This is a genomic window from Lysobacter changpingensis (assembly GCF_017308985.1).
In the GTDB taxonomy this organism is placed as follows: Bacteria; Pseudomonadota; Gammaproteobacteria; order Xanthomonadales; family Xanthomonadaceae; genus Lysobacter_J; species Lysobacter_J changpingensis.
Map to the genome: position 1 here is coordinate 84632 of NZ_JADWPE010000007.1, position 16627 is coordinate 101258.

General features: G+C 67.9%; 15 protein-coding genes. 8 read left to right on the forward strand and 7 right to left on the reverse strand.

The features are described 5' to 3' along the window. The first annotated feature begins 52 nt into the window (after positions 1-52). Positions 53-553, forward strand: coding sequence for a GNAT family N-acetyltransferase (locus I4U41_RS16155; protein WP_206862206.1), 501 nt, complete (start codon positions 53-55; stop codon positions 551-553). 22 nt (positions 554-575) lie between these two features. Here I4U41_RS16155 and I4U41_RS16160 read toward each other — a convergent pair whose 3' ends face one another. After that, complete coding sequence (locus tag I4U41_RS16160; protein ID WP_206862207.1) at positions 576-2030, reverse strand: alanine/glycine:cation symporter family protein; 1455 nt, start codon at positions 2028-2030, stop codon at positions 576-578. A gap of 193 nt (positions 2031-2223) precedes the next feature. Between I4U41_RS16160 and purD the strand changes: the two genes are divergently transcribed. Next, positions 2224-3522, forward strand: coding sequence for a phosphoribosylamine--glycine ligase (gene purD, locus I4U41_RS16165; RefSeq protein ID WP_206862208.1), 1299 nt, complete (start codon positions 2224-2226; stop codon positions 3520-3522). Positions 3523-3732: 210 nt separating this feature from the next. Here the strand turns inward: purD and I4U41_RS16170 are convergent, their stop codons facing one another. Beyond that, positions 3733-4005 (reverse strand): hypothetical protein, encoded by a 273-nt coding sequence (locus tag I4U41_RS16170; protein ID WP_206862209.1) that lies wholly within the window; start codon positions 4003-4005, stop codon positions 3733-3735. Between the two features lie 164 nt (positions 4006-4169). On the opposite strand from I4U41_RS16170, the gene I4U41_RS16175 reads away from it, so the two are divergent. Then, positions 4170-5999 (forward strand): serine hydrolase, encoded by a 1830-nt coding sequence (locus I4U41_RS16175; RefSeq protein WP_206862210.1) that lies wholly within the window; start codon positions 4170-4172, stop codon positions 5997-5999. A gap of 439 nt (positions 6000-6438) precedes the next feature. After that, positions 6439-6687 (forward strand): XAC0095 family protein, encoded by a 249-nt coding sequence (locus I4U41_RS16180; RefSeq protein ID WP_206862211.1) that lies wholly within the window; start codon positions 6439-6441, stop codon positions 6685-6687. A 55-nt stretch (positions 6688-6742) separates the two neighbouring features. On the opposite strand, the gene I4U41_RS16185 is transcribed toward I4U41_RS16180, so the two are convergent. Both I4U41_RS16185 and I4U41_RS16190 read right to left on the reverse strand, forming a co-directional pair. Then, positions 6743-9184, reverse strand: a complete 2442-nt coding sequence (locus I4U41_RS16185) for a DNA/RNA helicase domain-containing protein (protein WP_206862212.1) — start codon at positions 9182-9184, stop codon at positions 6743-6745. 21 nt (positions 9185-9205) lie between these two features. Beyond that, complete coding sequence (locus I4U41_RS16190; RefSeq protein WP_206862213.1) at positions 9206-9550, reverse strand: nucleotide pyrophosphohydrolase; 345 nt, start codon at positions 9548-9550, stop codon at positions 9206-9208. Positions 9551-10003: 453 nt separating this feature from the next. On the opposite strand from I4U41_RS16190, the gene I4U41_RS16195 reads away from it, so the two are divergent. The 4 genes from I4U41_RS16195 (at position 10004) to I4U41_RS16210 (ending at position 13749) form a co-directional block, all read left to right on the forward strand. After that, positions 10004-10480, forward strand: a complete 477-nt coding sequence (locus I4U41_RS16195) for a hypothetical protein (protein WP_242525299.1) — start codon at positions 10004-10006, stop codon at positions 10478-10480. A gap of 504 nt (positions 10481-10984) precedes the next feature. Beyond that, positions 10985-12886 (forward strand): MFS transporter, encoded by a 1902-nt coding sequence (locus tag I4U41_RS16200; RefSeq protein ID WP_206862214.1) that lies wholly within the window; start codon positions 10985-10987, stop codon positions 12884-12886. 81 nt (positions 12887-12967) lie between these two features. Further along, the gene (locus I4U41_RS16205; protein WP_206862215.1) at positions 12968-13324 is read left to right on the forward strand and encodes a CD225/dispanin family protein; all 357 of its coding nucleotides are present in this window, start codon (positions 12968-12970) and stop codon (positions 13322-13324) included. Beyond that, the gene (locus tag I4U41_RS16210; RefSeq protein WP_206862216.1) at positions 13321-13749 is read left to right on the forward strand and encodes a DUF2752 domain-containing protein; all 429 of its coding nucleotides are present in this window, start codon (positions 13321-13323) and stop codon (positions 13747-13749) included. Before I4U41_RS16205 ends, I4U41_RS16210 begins: the two co-directional genes overlap by 4 nt. Positions 13750-13834: 85 nt before the next feature. On the opposite strand, the gene I4U41_RS16215 is transcribed toward I4U41_RS16210, so the two are convergent. The 3 genes from I4U41_RS16215 to erpA all read right to left on the reverse strand — a co-directional run bounded on the left by I4U41_RS16215 (position 13835) and on the right by erpA (position 16560). Further along, positions 13835-14776, reverse strand: a complete 942-nt coding sequence (locus tag I4U41_RS16215; RefSeq protein WP_206862217.1) for a regulatory signaling modulator protein AmpE — start codon at positions 14774-14776, stop codon at positions 13835-13837. Positions 14777-15244: 468 nt separating this feature from the next. After that, a complete protein-coding gene (gene nudC / locus I4U41_RS16220) occupies positions 15245-16189 on the reverse strand; it encodes an NAD(+) diphosphatase (protein WP_206862218.1) in 945 nt (314 codons plus the stop codon). Beyond that, positions 16186-16560, reverse strand: a complete 375-nt coding sequence (erpA, locus tag I4U41_RS16225; RefSeq protein WP_206862219.1) for an iron-sulfur cluster insertion protein ErpA — start codon at positions 16558-16560, stop codon at positions 16186-16188. The genes nudC and erpA overlap by 4 nt, the downstream gene beginning before the upstream one ends. Positions 16561-16627: the final 67 nt, after the last annotated feature.

Here is a 16627-nt window from a genome sequence, read left to right on the forward strand (position 1 = left end):
CCCCGCCATAACCGCCCCCGGGCCAGACTGCGCCCACGCACCCGGAGGGCTTATGTGGATCCGCACCGAAACCCAGGACGATCACGCCGCGATCCGTGAACTGCTCGGCGAGGCCTTCGCCGAGTCGGACGGCAACGGACGCATCGAGCAACGCATCGTCGATGCCCTGCGCGAGGACGGCGACCTCAGCCTGTGCCTGGTGGCCGACATCGACGGCCGCATTGCCGGTGTCGCGGTGTTCTCGCCGGTCGCCATCGACGGCGCGAAGGACTGGTACGGACTCGGCCCGGTCGCGGTCGCCCCCGGGGACCAGGGCCACGGCGTGGGCAGCGCGCTGATCCGCGCCGGGCTGGCCGAAATCGCCGAACGGGGCGCCGCCGGTTGCGTCGTGCTGGGCGAACCGGACTACTACGGCCGCTTCGGCTTCCGCAACGACGGCGAGCTGCGCTACGCCGACGCCCCGCCGCAGTACTTCCAGTCCCTGACCTTCGGCGACGACGCGCCGAAGGGCGAGGTCCGCTACCACCCCTCCTTCTCCGACACGTCGCACTGAGGCGCGAGGCGCGCGCCCGCGCTTACCCGCGCGGCGGCTGTTCCTTCCAGATCTCGTGGTCCACGCCGTCGCCCAGTTCCGGGTACTGCGCGATGTGGAACGTCGGCGAGCGGCCTTCGGACAGCTGGCGGTCGTAATCGCGCGTCAGCTTGATGACCACGCCGGAGAGCATGACGATCGCCACCAGGTTGATCGACGCCATCAGCGCCATCGCCGCATCGGCCGCGTCCCACACCAGTTGCACCTTCGAGTACACGCCCCATACGATCACCGCCAGCGCCGCCACGCGCAGCGCGAGCAGGCTCCAGCGCCCGCCGCCGAGGTAGAGCAGGTTGCTCTCGGCGTAGGAGTAGTTGCCGATGATGGTGGTGAAGGCGAAGAAGAACAGCGCGATCGCCACGAAATACGTGCCCCAGCCGCCGAAGAACACGGTCATCGCGTTCTGGGTGATCTGCACGCCGTCGCCGTCCTGCCCGAGCACGCCCGAGAGCAGGATCACGAAGCCGGTCGCCGAGCAGATCAGCAGCGTGTCGATGAACACGCCCAGCGACTGCACGAAGCCTTGGCTGGACGGGTGATGCGGCACCGGCGTCGCGGCAGCGGCGACGTTCGGCGCGCTGCCCATGCCGGCCTCGTTGGAATACAGGCCGCGCTTCACGCCCTGCAGCATCGCCACCGCGATCGCGCCGAAGATGCCGCCCGCCGCCGCATCCAGCCCGAACGCGCTGCGCAGCACGAGCGACAGCACCTCAGGCACCTGCCCCAGATGGGTCACCACCACCCACGCGGCCAGCCCGAGGTACGCCACCGACATGAACGGCACCACCCATTCGGCGAAACGCGCGATGGTGCGCAGGCCGCCGAAGATGATCACCGCGGTGAGCAGCACCAGCCCGGTCGCGATCTGCGCCTGGCTGAAACCGAACGCGCTGCGCAGCGACTGCGCCATCGCATTGGCGTGCACGCTGCTGAACACCAGACCGTAGGTGAGCAGCAGGCACAGCGCGAAGGCCACGCCCATCCACGGCTTCTTCAGCCCGCGCGACATGTAGTACGACGGCCCGCCACGGTACTGGCCGTTCTCGTCGCGCACCTTGTAGAGCTGCGCCAGCGCGCTCTCGGCGTAGGCCGTCGCCATGCCGAGCACCGCCGTGCACCACATCCAGAACAGCGCGCCCGGCCCGCCCACGCTCAGCGCGATGGCCACGCCGGCGAGGTTGCCCGTGCCCACGCGCGAGGCCAGCGACGTGCACAGCGCCTGGAACGGCGAGATGCCGGCGTTGTCGCCATCCGTGCCGCGCCCGATGACGTGCAGCATGTGCGGCAAGCGCCGCACCTGCACGAAGCGCAGCCGCACCGTGAAGTACAGGCCCACCGCGAGCAGGCCGTAGACCAGCACGTAGTCCCACAGGACCTTGTTGATCAGGCCGATCACGGGCGACAACAACGTTTCGATCAGGTGGGCTGCGGCTTCCATCGGGGATTCCTGTGGGGGCGCGTTCATCCGCGCCGCGCGGCTCCCGGAAGGGGCCGGACGCGCAACGACATCGCCGGAATGACATCCACGCGGCCGGGCCGCGGGCTCGCGATGGTACCAGCCGGGTACCGGCGCCCTGCCGCGGCCCGTAAAATCGGGACCTTACGCAGGCCCATCAGCAGGAGCGCGCACCATGAAAGTCCTCGTCATCGGTTCCGGCGGTCGCGAGCACGCCCTGGCCTGGAAACTCGCGCAGTCCAAGCGCGTGAGCGAAGTCCTCGTCGCGCCGGGCAACGCCGGCACCGCGACGGAAACCAAGTGCCGCAACGTGGACGTGCCCGCGTCCGACATCGACGGCCTGCTCGCGCTGGTCGAACGCGAAGGCGTCAGCGTCACCGTGGTCGGCCCGGAAGGCCCGCTGGTGAACGGCGTGGTCGACCGTTTCCGCGAGAAGCACCACCGCGTCTTCGGCCCGACCGCCGCCGCCGCGCAGCTGGAAGGCAGCAAGGCCTACGCGAAGAACTTCCTCGCGCGCCACGGCATTCCGACCGCGCACTACGCGGTGTTCACCGAAGCCGAGGCCGCACTCGAGTACGTGCAGGAGAAGGGCGCGCCCATCGTCATCAAGGCCGACGGCCTCGCGGCCGGCAAGGGCGTGATCGTCGCGATGACGCTGGCCGACGCCGAAGCCGCCATCACCGACATGCTCTCCGACTACGCCTTCGGCTCGGCCGGCGCGCGCGTGGTGATCGAGGAGTTCCTCGACGGCGAGGAAGCCAGCTTCATCTCGATGGTCGACGGCCAGCACGCGCTGCCGATGGCGACCAGCCAGGACCACAAGCGCGTGGGCGACCGCGACACCGGCCCCAACACCGGCGGCATGGGCGCGTACTCGCCCGCGCCCGTGGTCACGCCCGACGTGCACGCGCGCATCATGCGCGAGGTGGTCGAACCCACCGTGCGCGGCATGATCGCCGACGGCATTCCCTTCACCGGCTTCCTCTACGCCGGCCTGATGATCGACAAGAGCGGCGCGCCGAAGGTCATCGAGTTCAACGTGCGCTTCGGCGACCCGGAAACCCAGCCGGTGATGCTGCGCCTGCGTTCGGACCTGCTGGATCTGGTCGAAGCGGCCATCGACGGCAAGCTGGACAGGACCACCGCGCAGTGGGATTCGCGTCCCTCGCTCGGCGTGGTGATGGCCGCCGAAGGCTACCCCGGCACGCCGCGCACGGGCGATGTCATCGGCAGCTGGGACGCCCCCGAAGTGATCGATGTGAAGGTGTTCCATGCCGGCACGAAGCTGGAAGGCGAGCACATCGTCACCGCAGGCGGCCGCGTGCTGTGCGTGTGCGCGCTGGGCGACACCGTCGCCGATGCGCAGCACAAGGCATACGAAGGCGTGGCCGGCATCTCGTGGCACGGCGAATTCCACCGCCACGACATCGGCTGGCGCGCGATCGAGCGTGAGCGGGCGGAAGAGCTGGCGTAACCTAAACCCCGCGTTTAAGCCCCTCTCCCGCCGGGAGAGGGGTTGGGGGTGAGAAGGCGCTGCTTGCGAACCACTGGTTCGCGCGCCTTCGAACGCCCGAACGCTATGCGTTCGGGCCGGGCAGGGGTAACGAAGCGTTCGCGGCAACCCACCTCAAACGCACAGCGCTGCTGGTTCTGGCTTCTTAGCGCGACCAGTTCGAGGAAGCCTTTACGCCGCCCCCTCCTCCGGCGCAGGCGTCAGCTTCACCACCACCTCCTCCAGCTCCGCGATCACGCGCTCCAGCGCGTCATAGAACTCCGCCTGCCGCGTCATCAGATCCTCGATGTTCCCGGCTTCCTTCAACTTCGCCAGTTCGCCGTCGAACAGCAACCACTGCGCGGTGAGCCGCTCCACGTTGCCCTTCGCGTAATGCCGCATTTCCTTGAGCTGCAGCAGCGTGTCGTTGACGTGGTCGAGCGGGGATTTGGTGTCGGCCGACATGACGACCTCCTGTTGTGGATCGCGCCCGCAGCCTAGCGATGCACAGGTGAACCGGCCGAAAAACCCACCGGTCAGCCACCATTGGGCCTCGTGACGAAGGACACAGGCTCCGATCCGCCCGTCCCCCGACACTGGCCCCTGCCATCGCAAGGCCGCACACCTTCGTGAACACCGGACCGTTCCAGCAGGCGCTGCGTCGCCTGGCATGCACCCTCGCGCTGTTCGCGCTTCCCTGCACCGGCGGCGCCGCCACCGCCACGCTTCACGAGACGATGGCGCAGGAACTGCGATCGCAGGGCCTGCAAGGCGCCGTGTGGTCCACGCTCATCGACGACACCATCGCCACCGGTGCGGCCGGCGCGCGCGACGCCCGCACAGGCAAGCCGATGCAGGCGAACGACCGTGTCCACGTCGGCTCCGTCGCCAAGACGCTGCTCGCGACCGGCGTGCTAGCGCTGATCACGCAGGGCAAGCTCGCGCTCGACACGCCCGTCGCTCCGCTGCTGCCCGGTATCGACTTCGACAACCCGTGGGCAGCCACGGACCCGATCCGCATCCGCCACCTGCTCGACCACACCGCGGGCCTGGACGATGTGCGCTTCTCGCAGGCGTTCACGCTCGTCCCGCGCGAGGACACGCCGCTGCGCGCCACCTTCGACGGACGCGGACCGTTGCGCGTGCGCAGCCGCCCCGGCACGCGGCATTCGTACTCCAACACCGGCTACACGCTGCTGGGCATGGTGATCGAACGCATCACCGGTACGCGTTACGAGACCTACCTCGACGCGCACCTGCTCAAGCCGCTGCGGATGCACGACAGCACGTTCGCGTTCACCACGCAGGACGGCGAACACGCGGACACGCGCCTTGCGATGGGGCACTTCGAGAACGGCGCGACGCACGCGGCCGTGCCCAGCTTCATCCGCCCCGCCGGACAGTTCACGACCACCGCCGCCGACATGGGCCGCCTCGCGCGCTTCCTGATGGGCGACGGGCGCGTAGACGGCGCGCCCTTCATCGACGCCGCATTGCTGCGCGCGACGGGCGAACCCGTCGCCACCGAAGCCGCCGACGCCGGCCTGCGCGTGGGCTATGGGCTCGGCCTGTCCACGCGCGATCGCCACGGCGCCGTCGGCCGCTGCCACGGCGGCAGCACCGTCGGCTATCGCGCGATGCTGTGCCTGTTTCCACGCGAGCAGCGCGCGTTCTTCGTGGCGATCAACGCCGACATCGAAGGCGCCGACTACGGACGCCTCGACCGCATCCTCATCGAGTCGCTGTCGCTGTCGCCAATACAGACGCAACGCGCCGCCGCGCCACGAGTGGACCTCGACGACTGGGAAGGCATCTACGTCCCCTCGCCCAATCGGTTCGCGAGCCTGGAATGGCTGGACACCACGCTGAACTTCGTGCGCGTGCGCCGCGATGGAGATGCGCTGCGCTTCAAGCCGTTCCAGTCGAAGGAAATCACGTTGCGTCCCACAGGCGACCGCCTGCTTCGCGCAACCGAACGCACCATCGCCTCGCACGCACTGATCACCACACCCGACGGCCGCCGCATCATCGGCACGGGCCTTCAGAGTTACGAACGCGCCTCGCTCGTCCGCATGGCATTGCTGTGGGCCAGCCTGATCGCCGGACTGCTCGGCTGCGTGTGGCTGCTGGCCTCCGGCGTCCTCGTGCTGGTCCGGCGGAAGGCGTCGAACCACGCGGTACTGATCCCCTTCGCCGGCCTGCTCGCCCTGCTGCTGCCGCTACCGTTCTTCCATCGGCAGTCCTTCCTGCAACTGGGCGACCTGACCTTCGCCAGCGCCCTGCTGGCCGCCGTCACCGCACTATGGCCGTTGACGCTGCTGGCGGGCCTGATCGCAGCGCTGCGTCGCAGACCGTGGTCGTTGCGGACGACGATGGACGCGACCGCGATGCTCGCGGTGCTGCAGTGGGTGGCCGTGCTCGCGTGGTGGGGGTTGGTGCCGTTGCGGATGTGGGCGTGAGCGAACTCCGTCCGCTTCACGGATGGCGCTTCGCAAGATCGATGCGATCGATGCAGCGCCGTGTGATGGCGATGGTGATGCCGGTGCCGATGCATTCACGATGCATGGCAGCCAATGCAACGAACTGTGACGCCACGCCATGCCACCCGCGAAACTCTCTTACGTAATCGCCTTGATGCGCTGAAGCCGCATCAGCAGACTCGCTTCCACGGAGTTTCAAACCTCCGTAAGCAGCGGAAGCCACCTCCGCATCACCGGTGGCTTTTTTGTGCCTTATCAAAGGCACACCGACGCACGTGCACTGCGTCGGGAGGGCGGCGGAATACAACACCCGAAAGGGAAATACGCCCAGCCGGTGCTTACGGTGTTTGAACCTCCCGACAACCTCGCGCCTGCAATTCCGCAGCGCGAGCCGGCCAGACAAGCCAGGAACCCCACGATGCGAAACGGACCCCGCAGTACCGAGACCACCCCGCCCAACAGCAACTACCTGCTCCCCCTCGCCGCACACGTCAGCCTGCAACACACCCGCGACCACCTTCGTCTGCTCACGCAGTTGAGCGAAGGGCGAAGCGAGAACGACCGGGACGAGATCGTGATTTCGGCAGATGCACTCGCCGACACATTCAGTCGCATCGCGGAAGAACTGGACGACGTGCTTGCGTGCGTCCAGCGCGTCACGGCCTAGCGTCGCATCACGCGCATGTCTCCCTTTGCGCCGATGCGGAGGGAGGCACCGCGTCCTACACCAGCACGGAGACAACCCATGCCGCGATCACCGGACGTTCGTCGTCATCCAGATCGATCGGGATGGGCTTGAAGCCCGGATCGCTGCTGTCGGGTTTCAGCCACACGCGCTCGTACACGGGTCCGTCGTCGGTTTCCGCCTTCGTTGCGTCATAGACCTTCAGCGTGTAGCGACCGCTGTCTTCCGGATCTCCGAGGTCGTGCCTGCGGGCCAGCACAAGACGGCCCTGTTTCGAACCGCGAACATCGGACGAGAACAGCACCCAGGCGCCGTTGGGCACGCGGCGGTTCATCGATTCGCCGTGCACTTGCGCCACGAAGTAGCCCGGCGCGATGCGGATGTGGTCCGGTAGCGCGACCCATTCCACGGCGTCGTGCTCGAGCATGTGCGCATCGCCGAAGTCGCCGGCCGCGATCTTCAGGTCGAGCAGCGGAACCGCGTTCTCCCAGGGCCGCGCTTCGCTTGCGCGCACCACCTGGAACGGCCGCGCATCCAGCGGCGGCGGAGCCGCCTCCGCGCGTTTCGTCGGCATCGGCACCGACCGCTTGGGCTGCAACCCCAGATGCTCGGTGCGGCTACGCACGAACTTCTCGGTCTCGGGATCCTCGAAGTACACGTAGCAGCCCTTCATCCCACGCGAGAGGAGAACGCGATAGGTGTTCTTCACCAGATCGAGGAACCGATCCCTCGATCGCTTCACTGGCGTGTCATGGGATACGGTCCGATCGCCGACCCATCCGGCACCCGGCTCATAACGCAGATCGCGTCCCCAGATCACGCCGACGTAATCGAACTCGAACCCCTGGGCCGTGTAGATGCAGCCCACCTGTTCCATTCCGCCGGGATCGTGCGCCCAGAATTCCGCCTTCGGCACGCCCCTTGGAAGTCCCGTCATTTCCGAACGCGCGTTCCAGGGCCTTTCGAACTCGCCCAAGCGGACGTCTTTGATAAGTTGGCCATCGCTTCCAAGCTCCTTCGACCACGACCAGCAGTAGCCGGCGACCAGACGCGCCGAATGTCCTTCGCCGGCCTTCTGGCGAATGAGGGCGTCCAACGCGTCCGGGCTGTCCACGATGCCGAATTCGAACGTTTCCTGCGTCTGATCGAAAAGCACGTTTGCGGTGCGGCGTACCTCCAGCGTGTTGTCGACCCAGTTCACGAAACCGTCGGATCCGGCGCAGCGGAATTGCGTCTCCAGCGTGCTCTCGTGAAGTACGCACCCGTTGTTCGCGGCGGCGTCCCGGATGAGCGCGGACGAGCCGATCTCGTCCGGCCGCACGATCTGCTGGTCATCGACGAAGAAGACGGCAATGCGCGCCGCATCGATGATCTCCTGGATTTGAGAACGGTCGGACAGCTGGTCCTTCTTCGTGTAACGGTGGTTGCTGGTCGAGCGGATGCGATGCGCCTCGTCGCACAACAGAACGTCGACATCGTTGCGGCCGGCTTGGCCGAAGTTGTTGAAATAGCGGAACTGCTGGCCCGCCTGCCTGCCGACGATCTTCTGCAGGGTTTTGGTGAACGCCTTGGAACCCGTCGCGTGCTGCGCGTTGCATCCCTTCGCGGCGAGTGCGCCGAGGAGGTTCAGCGCGAGCACGGATTTTCCCGTGCCCGGTCCACCGTGGACGAGGAAAACATGCTTCCGGCTGTCCTGCGTGGCGGTTTCCACGGCAGCGAGCACCTGACTGAAGATCACCTGCTGTTCGTCCAGCAACACGAACGCGGGTTCTTCCCTGATGACTCTGGACACGTGCGACAGCAGTTTCTTGGCGGGGCGATAGCGGCTTTTCGCGAGCCGGTCCATGACCCGCTCCCCATCGCCCGCGCCCAGGCGATGCGACAGATGGGCGGCGAGCGCCGGAACGTCCCCGGCCGTGAACACGGGTGCAAGCTGCCGCACGGCTTCCGACCGAACGTCGAACAGCGGGTCCGCGCTGACCGGGCGGTAGTTGTGGAGATAGGCGCATGCGTCCAGCAGCACGCGTTCGCGCTCTTCGTGGAAGACCGCGTGCATGTCCTCCAGATAGCGCCTGTACTGGTTGGCCTGCACGGCCGGATGCAGGACATCGCGATGATTGCCGCCAATCCAGGTCCGCAACAGATCGTCGTGGCTGCCGAGTTCGGACGCGCTCCACTGCTTCAGCTCTACGATGACCGCGCGGTCACGCGTGGCGTCGCGCCCGGTCAGGATGGCATCGATGCGCTTGGACGAGAGCGGCAGCTGGTACTCGAGCAGGATGCCCTGCCGCATCAGGTCGCCCGTCCGCAGGACGTCGGAGAACGAGCGCAACGAGTTCTGCCAGGACTGGAACTCGGCGTTCGAAGGTGCGTAGCGGTAGTGGGCCTCGAAGGCTTCGGCGAGGCGGTACGCGATGGCGTTGTGGGTGGTCGCCTGTACGAATTCCGGCGTCGTGCCGGCGTAGAGCAGCGTGGACATCCCTGATCTTTCTCCGTTTCCCTAGAGCTGGTCGTACTTGCGCGCGGATCCCTTCGCCCGTTCGACGGGATACCGCTTCGCGTTGAACTCGAGCTTCTCCCGGACGGCGCGCTCGACATCGATGCCGAGGTCTTCGGCGAGATAGGTCAGCAGGATCACGATGTCGGCCACTTCGTGCTCTATCTGCGGCTTGCGATCGCGGACGACGGCGTCGAGTTCGTTGTCGCGTGTCCATTGCGAGTGCTCGGCAAGCTCGGCCGCTTCCAGGACGATGGACGTGGACAAGGTGCGCAGGTTGTGGAACTGGCGCCAGTCGCGGTCGTCGCGGAACTTGAGGATTTCTCGACGGAGGGTTTCGTTGAGCATGTCGTTCTCCCGGTACGGCGTTAGGGTACCGGCGCAACCGGGAGTCGGGGGGAGCCGTCTCTCCGCCCGGTAACGTCAGAACGTGGTTGCGTCACCCAAATCCGGGGCGGCAGCGGCGGTCTTTCGCCCGGGAACGCGTGTCGCATGGATTCCATCGGTGCGGAATCACCCTCTTGCGCCCGCCCCGCAGCCGCGCACGGCCGCGGCGCAGTCTCGCGGACCTGCCGGTCCCCTTCGCGCGGCGGCCGGACACGCTAGCGCCGCTGGCCGATACCTTCGCGCCCCCGTGGCGCAGCCACGCCCGTCTGCCGCGCAGCCGCTCGCGGGCGCCGCGCACCCTCGCACGCCTCCCGCGCGCCCTCGCCCTGCGAGTAATTCGCATCGACCGCCCGGCCAGCGTGTTCCAGCTTCAAAGCGCCGGCGGGTGCCGGCGATGACATGGAGACACGGAACATGAGTCAGAACCTGATCAGCGCGACGCTTCCGGATGGGTACTGGACGGAGCTGGACGCGGCGATCGCCAACGTGCAGGTGCTGTTGCAGCCGCTGCTGGTGGCGGTGACGCCGGCCGAGAAGAAGGCGTGGGTCAAGATGGGCGACGGGTCGGAGGCGTTCTGCCGCAAGGCGCTGGACGTGATGGAGGAGAACCTCGCGCTGATGCCGCGCGACTTCGATCCGGCGGAGATGCGGCGGGACCTGGGCACGCACGACGCGCTGGCGTCGCGGGTCGTCAAGCTCACGCGCGTGCTGGAGCAGGCACGCAACGCCGAGATGGCGCTCGGCAGCGACGTGATGGTCGCCGCGCTGGAGGGTTACGCGGTGCTCAAGGCGGTCGGCAAGGGTGACGGGGTGGAGGCGTTGAAGAAGCTGTTGTCGAAGCGGTTTGCGGTGGGCACGCGGGAAGCGGCGGCGAAGGCGCCGGCGGGCTGATTGTTCGCGCGTTCGACGCCACAACAAGGCCCCGCGATGCGGGGCCTTTTTGTTGCCGTGCAAGGGATGTCGGAGCAGCGAGATGGGTTCCAGCTTTCGCTGGAATGGCGGTCAGGTGGAGTGGGAGTGCCCATGCGGTGCGGGCCTGGGTCCCGGGCTTCGTCGGGACGACGGTGAGGTTCGCCGGAAGACGGCTCTTGTAGCCCGGGTAAGCGAAGCGCACCCGGGGAGGTAGCTGGGGCGCTCCCCGGGTGCGCTTCGCTTACCCGGGCTACAAAAACGCCAAGCACGCGCTGGCGAGTGCGAGCGTCGTCGCTCCGCCGGCCCTCCCCCCTCTCAGCGCTGCACTCCCTTTGGTCGCCGCCGGGAGAGGGGCTCAGCGCAGGGACGACGCACGCTCCAAATCCGGAGTCTCCATCCCACCGAACGCATGGAACCACCGCACCTCACCCCGCCACCCGCATTTGCTAGTCTCCCGCGAACCCAAGCCCCTACGTTGAGTGCATGGCACACAGTCAGTTCGACCTGCTGCGGCAGCGGCGCTTCCTGCCGTTCTTCGTGACCCAGTGCCTGGGGGCGTTCAACGACAACGTGTACCGGCAGGCGATCATCGGGCTGCTGTTCTGGCTCGGGGTGACGCCGGAGGAGCGCACGCTCTACACGAACATCGCGCCGGCGTTGTTCATCCTGCCGTACTTCCTGTTCTCGGCCACGGCGGGGCAGATCGCGGAGAAACTGGAGAAGTCGCGGCTCATCCGCATCACCACCACGATGGAGATCGTGATCATGTCGCTGGCGGCCGTGGGGTTCGTCACGCAGAACATGGTGGTGCTGCTCATCGCGCTGTTCGGCACGGGCATGCAGTCCACGCTGTTCGGGCCGGTGAAGTATTCGATCCTGCCGTCGGTGCTCAAGCCGGAGGAACTCACTGGCGGCAACGGGCTGGTGGAGATGGGGACGTCGATCTCGATCCTCGCCGGCATGATCTTCGGCGGACTGATCTTCATCGTCGCCGAAAGCCACGGCCCCGTCGTTGCGGCGACGGCGATCATCCTGCTCGCGGTGACCGGCAACCTCGTCAGCCGCTTCATCCCGAAGGCCGATGCGGGCGCGCCGGACCTGAAGTTCAACTGGAATCCGCTGCCGGAGTCGCTCGCCGTGCTGCGGCTGGCGAAGAAGCAGCTGGCGGTGCGCAATTCGGTGCTGGGCGTGTCGTGGTTCTGGTTCATCGGCACGGTGCTGACCTCACAGCTGCCCACCTACGCCGATACCAACCTGGGCGGCGGCACCACGCTGTACATCTTCGTGCTGGCGCTGTTCTCCGTCGGCACGGGGCTGGGCTCGATACTGTGCGAGAAGCTGTCGGCGCGCACGGTGGAAATCGGCCTGGTGCCGCTGGGCGCGTTCGGCATGAGCGCCTTCATGATCGACCTGTACTTCGCGCGCAGCGGCACGGCGCCGGTGCAGGTGTCCACGGTGGCGGGGTTCATGCAGCAGCCGGGCAGCTGGCGCATCGCGATGGACCTGGTCGGCATCGGCCTGTTCGCGGGCTTCTACGTGGTGCCGCTGTTCGCGCTGATCCAGAGCCGCACGCCGCGCAGCGAGATCTCGCGCGTGATCGCGGGCATGAACATCCAGAACGCCGGCTTCATCGTGCTGGCGGCGGCGCTGGGCATCGTGGTGCAGCGCTTCTTCGGATGGACGATCCCGCAGGTGTTCCTGGCGCTGGCGATCGCCAATGTCGTCGTGGCGATCTACATCTTCACGATCGTGCCCGAGTTCCTGATGCGCTTCCTCAGCTGGGTGCTGGTGCGCGTGCTGTACCGCATGCGCCCGCACGGCATCGAGCAGCACGTGCCCGACGAAGGCGCGGCGCTGATCGTGTGCAACCACGTGAGCTACATGGACGCGCTGATCCTCGCGGCGAGCGTGCCGCGGCCGATCCGCTTCGTCATGTACCACCGCATCTTCAACATCCCGGTGATGAGCTGGATCTTCCGCACGGCGAAGGCCATTCCCATCGCCGGCGCGAAGGAGGACCCGGAGCTGATGCGCCGCGCGTTCGACGAGATCGACGCCGCGCTGGCCGAGGGCGAACTGGTCGGGATCTTCCCCGAAGGCGCGTTGACGAAGGATGGGCGGATCGCGCCGTTCAAGTCGGGCGTGGAGCGCATCCTCGAACGTGCCGCCGCGCGCGGGCAGGTCGTGCCGGTGGTGCCGATGGCGCTGCGGAACATGTGGACGAGCATGTGGAGTCGCCGCGACACGCGGCTGGGCCGCATGCGTGTGCCGCGCCGCTTCCGCGCGCCGGTGGACGTGGTGGCGCAGGCGCCCATCCTGGATGCCGGCGTGGACGCGGCGACGCTGGAAGCGCAGGTGCGGCAGATGCGCGGGGATGCGGCCTGAGGCGACGGCGATGACGGCGTCGCGGGCCCGCTGCTAGCATCGGCGGGCCGCTGTTCCGGCGGCGCATTCCGAAGGACCGCCATGAACGTGCCGCCTCCCGTCCCGCCGTCGCCTTCGCCCACGGCGACGCGGATTCCGAATTACCTGGTGTGGGCGATCCTCATCACGATCGCCTCGATCTTCTTCTGCTGCGTCATCGGCACGATTCCGGGCATCGTCGCGATCGTGTTCGCCGCGCAGGTCAACAGCAAGCTGGGCATGGGCGACGAAGCGGGCGCGTGGATCGCGTCGCGTCGCGCGAAGCTGTGGTGCTGGATCACCACCGGCCTGACCATCCTCGGCCTGTGCTGGACGATCTGGTTCATCAGCGCCGGCGGCATGGCGCAGTACCAGCAGATGCTGCAGGAACTGGAAAACGCGCAGCGCGTGCAGCAATGAACGCGCTCGCCGCCCGCGCTTCGTCGAAGGCGCACGCGCGCACCGTCGTGGCGGGCGCCGCGGCGGTGTTCGCGCTGGGCGGCGCGGCGATGTTGCGGGTGGTCGATCCGAACGCGGGCGGTCTGTGGCCGTGCGCGTTCCATGTCGTGACCGGGCTGCACTGCCCGGGGTGCGGGCTCACGCGCATGCTGCATGCGCTGGTGCATGGCGATGTCGCGCGTGCGTGGACGATGAATCCGCTGGCGGTGGTCGCGCTGCCGCTGCTGGCGTCGATGCTGCTGCAGTGGTGGCTGGCGCGGCCGTTGCTGCCGGGCTGGCTCGACCGGCGCGTGCACGATGGGCGCGTGTGGATCGCCGCGCTGGTGGTGTTCGGCGTGCTGCGGAATCTGCCGTTCGCGCCATTCGCGTGGATGGCGCCGGGCTGAGATCGTGCTGTTGCAGCCCGGGTAAGCGAAGCGCACCGGGAGACTGTCACGCGTGATCCCGGGTGCCGGGCCACAGAAGCGGCGGTCAGCTTACCCAGCCGGCGATCACGAACAACGCCAGCACCGCCAGCCACACCAGCAGGCTGCGCCACACCAGGCTCATCGCATCGCGCAGCTCGGGCACTTCGCCTGAGAACGCGGGCAACGGCAGCGGCGGGACGAGGCCGGCATCGCCGGCTTCCACGCCGGTGCCGACGTCATCGTAGTCGGCGGCTTCATCGGCCAGTTCGCATTTCACGCTGGCACGCGCGACCGCGCCGAGGAAGCGGCGGCGCACGTCGAACGACGCGCCGCCGGCATCGCGCCACGCACCGAGCACGGTGTCGAAATTCCCGACCAGCGCGAGCGACAGCGTCATCAGCTGCGCGACGGGCCAGTCGAGGATCGCGAACAGGAAGCGCGCGCCTTCGCGCGTTGGGTTCGGCAATGCATGGGCGGCTTCGTCCTCGGCCGACAGCGCGGTGAGCCGGTACAGCAACGCGCCCACCGGGCCGAGCACCAGGAACCAGAACAACACGCCGAACCAGCGGTGCTGCGCGTTGCGGAACACGGCTTCGACCAGGCTGCCGCCGTCGAGCGTGGCCGGCATGCCACCCTCGGGCCACAGGCGCGTTGCCGCGGCGCGACGCGCGGTGGAGTCGGGCGCGTTGGCGACGGCGTCGACATCGACGTCCAGATCGCGCGGACCCCAGGCGTAGAACAGCACGACGATGCCGAAGATCAGGCTGACCAGTCCGAGCAGCGATTCGTGCAGCGCAAGCTGGAACAGCGCGACGAGCAGCAGCGGCGGCACCAGCGCGAAGGCGATGCCCCATCGGCCATGCCAGAAACTGCCTTCGGGAAAGCGCGCGTCCAGCCAACGCACCCAGTCGCGATACCAGCCGTACTGCCGCACCGACGCCGCAAGCGACGGCGCCATGTGGCCCAGCACCAGCGCGACGACGACGGCGATCAGGGTGGCGGACATTGCGTGGTCGGCTCCGGGTCGCGAGGGGGCTGTGGGGATTCTAGCGCCGGAGGGGTGGATTGCTGCTTTCGGTTGATGACAACGAAGCCGGTGGCGCGCTTTGGCCCCTCTTCCAACGGGAGAGGGGTTGTGAGGGGCGGCGTAGTGGGGACGCTCGCACTCGCGATGCACTACCTGCGAAGCACGCGTTCGCTGTCGTCGAACCTGTGGCGGCGGGAGAGTTGGATTCCCGCCTTCGCGGGAATGACGTTGTGATTGCCTGCGATCACGGGAGTGCCCAGGCGATACGGGCCTGGATCCCGGCCGTTGCCGCGATGACGTTTCGTCTTACGAGGATGACGTCGGTCTTGCGGCATGACGTCGGTCTTGCGGCATGACGTCGGTCTTGCGGGATGATGCTGGCTTATGGAATGACGCCGTGCGCGAGCGATGATGCGACATGAAGAGCCCGCTCCCGCCGGAAAACAATCACCCGCCCTGTCCCGCCAGCCACTGCTCGATCAACCACCGCGAGATCGAAATGCTCGGCGACAGCACCGGCCCTTCGCCGTCGTCCTGCGTGCTGCCCCATTCGCCGCGCAGGCGTGCCTGGCGGACGTCGTCGGCGGTGAACCAGCGCGCCTCTTCCAGTTCGTCGTCCACCCGCGGCTCATCCGGCGCGGCTTCGGCGACGAAACCGATCATCAGCGAACCGGGGAACGGCCACGGTTGCGACGCAAGGTAACGGCAGCGATGCACGCGTACGCCGGTTTCTTCCAGCACTTCGCGCGCGACGGTCTGCTCCAGCGATTCGCCCGGTTCGACGAAGCCCGCGATCACCGAGTAACGCCGTGCCGGCCACGCGGCCTGGCGGCCCAGCAGCAGGCGCGAGCCGTCGGTGACGGCGACGATCACCGCCGGGTCCGTGCGCGGGTAATGTTCGACACCGCACTTCGTGCACTGGCCCTGCCAGCCCGCGCGCGACAGCGCGACTTCGCCGCCGCACACGCCGCAGTAGCGATGGCGGCTGCGCCAGTGCTGCAGCGCGCGCGCCTGCGCGAACACGCTCGCATCGAAGGCCGGCCACGACGCTGCGGCGCTGCGCAGGTCGATCCGGCGGGGAGCGACGAACGCGGTGAGCGCGCCTTCCAGGGCGAACCAGCCGCCGCCGTCGGCATCGAGGCCGAGGAACACCGCCGCGCCCACGCCGCCGGGGCCTTCGCTGAGTTCGTGTCCGGTCGGCGCCAGCGGGCGGCCGTCGTCATCGGCGGAGGCGTTGCCCTTCTCGTCCAGCAGCACGATGCGGGCGTTCGGCCACAGCGCCTTCAGCGCGTCGGGGTCGTCGCGCAGGCGGTCGGCTCGATCGAGCGCACCGCGACAGGCGGCGTCCGCGCCGGCCTCGACGAACGCGAACGGAGCCGTCGCGTCGCTCACACCGCGAAGGAGGAACCGCAGCCGCAGGTGGTCTTCGCGTTCGGATTGCGGATCACGAACTGCGCGCCGTGCAGGCTTTCGGTGTAGTCGACTTCCGCGCCCATCAGGTACTGAAGGCTCAGCGGATCGACCAGCAGGGTGACGCCGTCGGTCTGCACGGCGAGGTCGTCCTCGGCCTGCTGTTCGTCGAACTCGAAACCGTACTGGAAGCCGGAGCAGCCGCCGCCCTGGATGTACACGCGCAGCTTGAGGGCGTCGTTGCCCTCCTCCGCGATCAGCTCGCGCACCTTGCTGGCGGCGGCCGACGTGAACTGCAGCGGGCGATCGAGGGACTGGTAGTCCGGCGTGGAGGAAATCGTGGGCAATTCCATGCGGAAAGGATGGGGCGCGCGGCTGCGTTGTTCAAGGCGCGCGACGGGCCGCAGCGTCCTGCGGGCG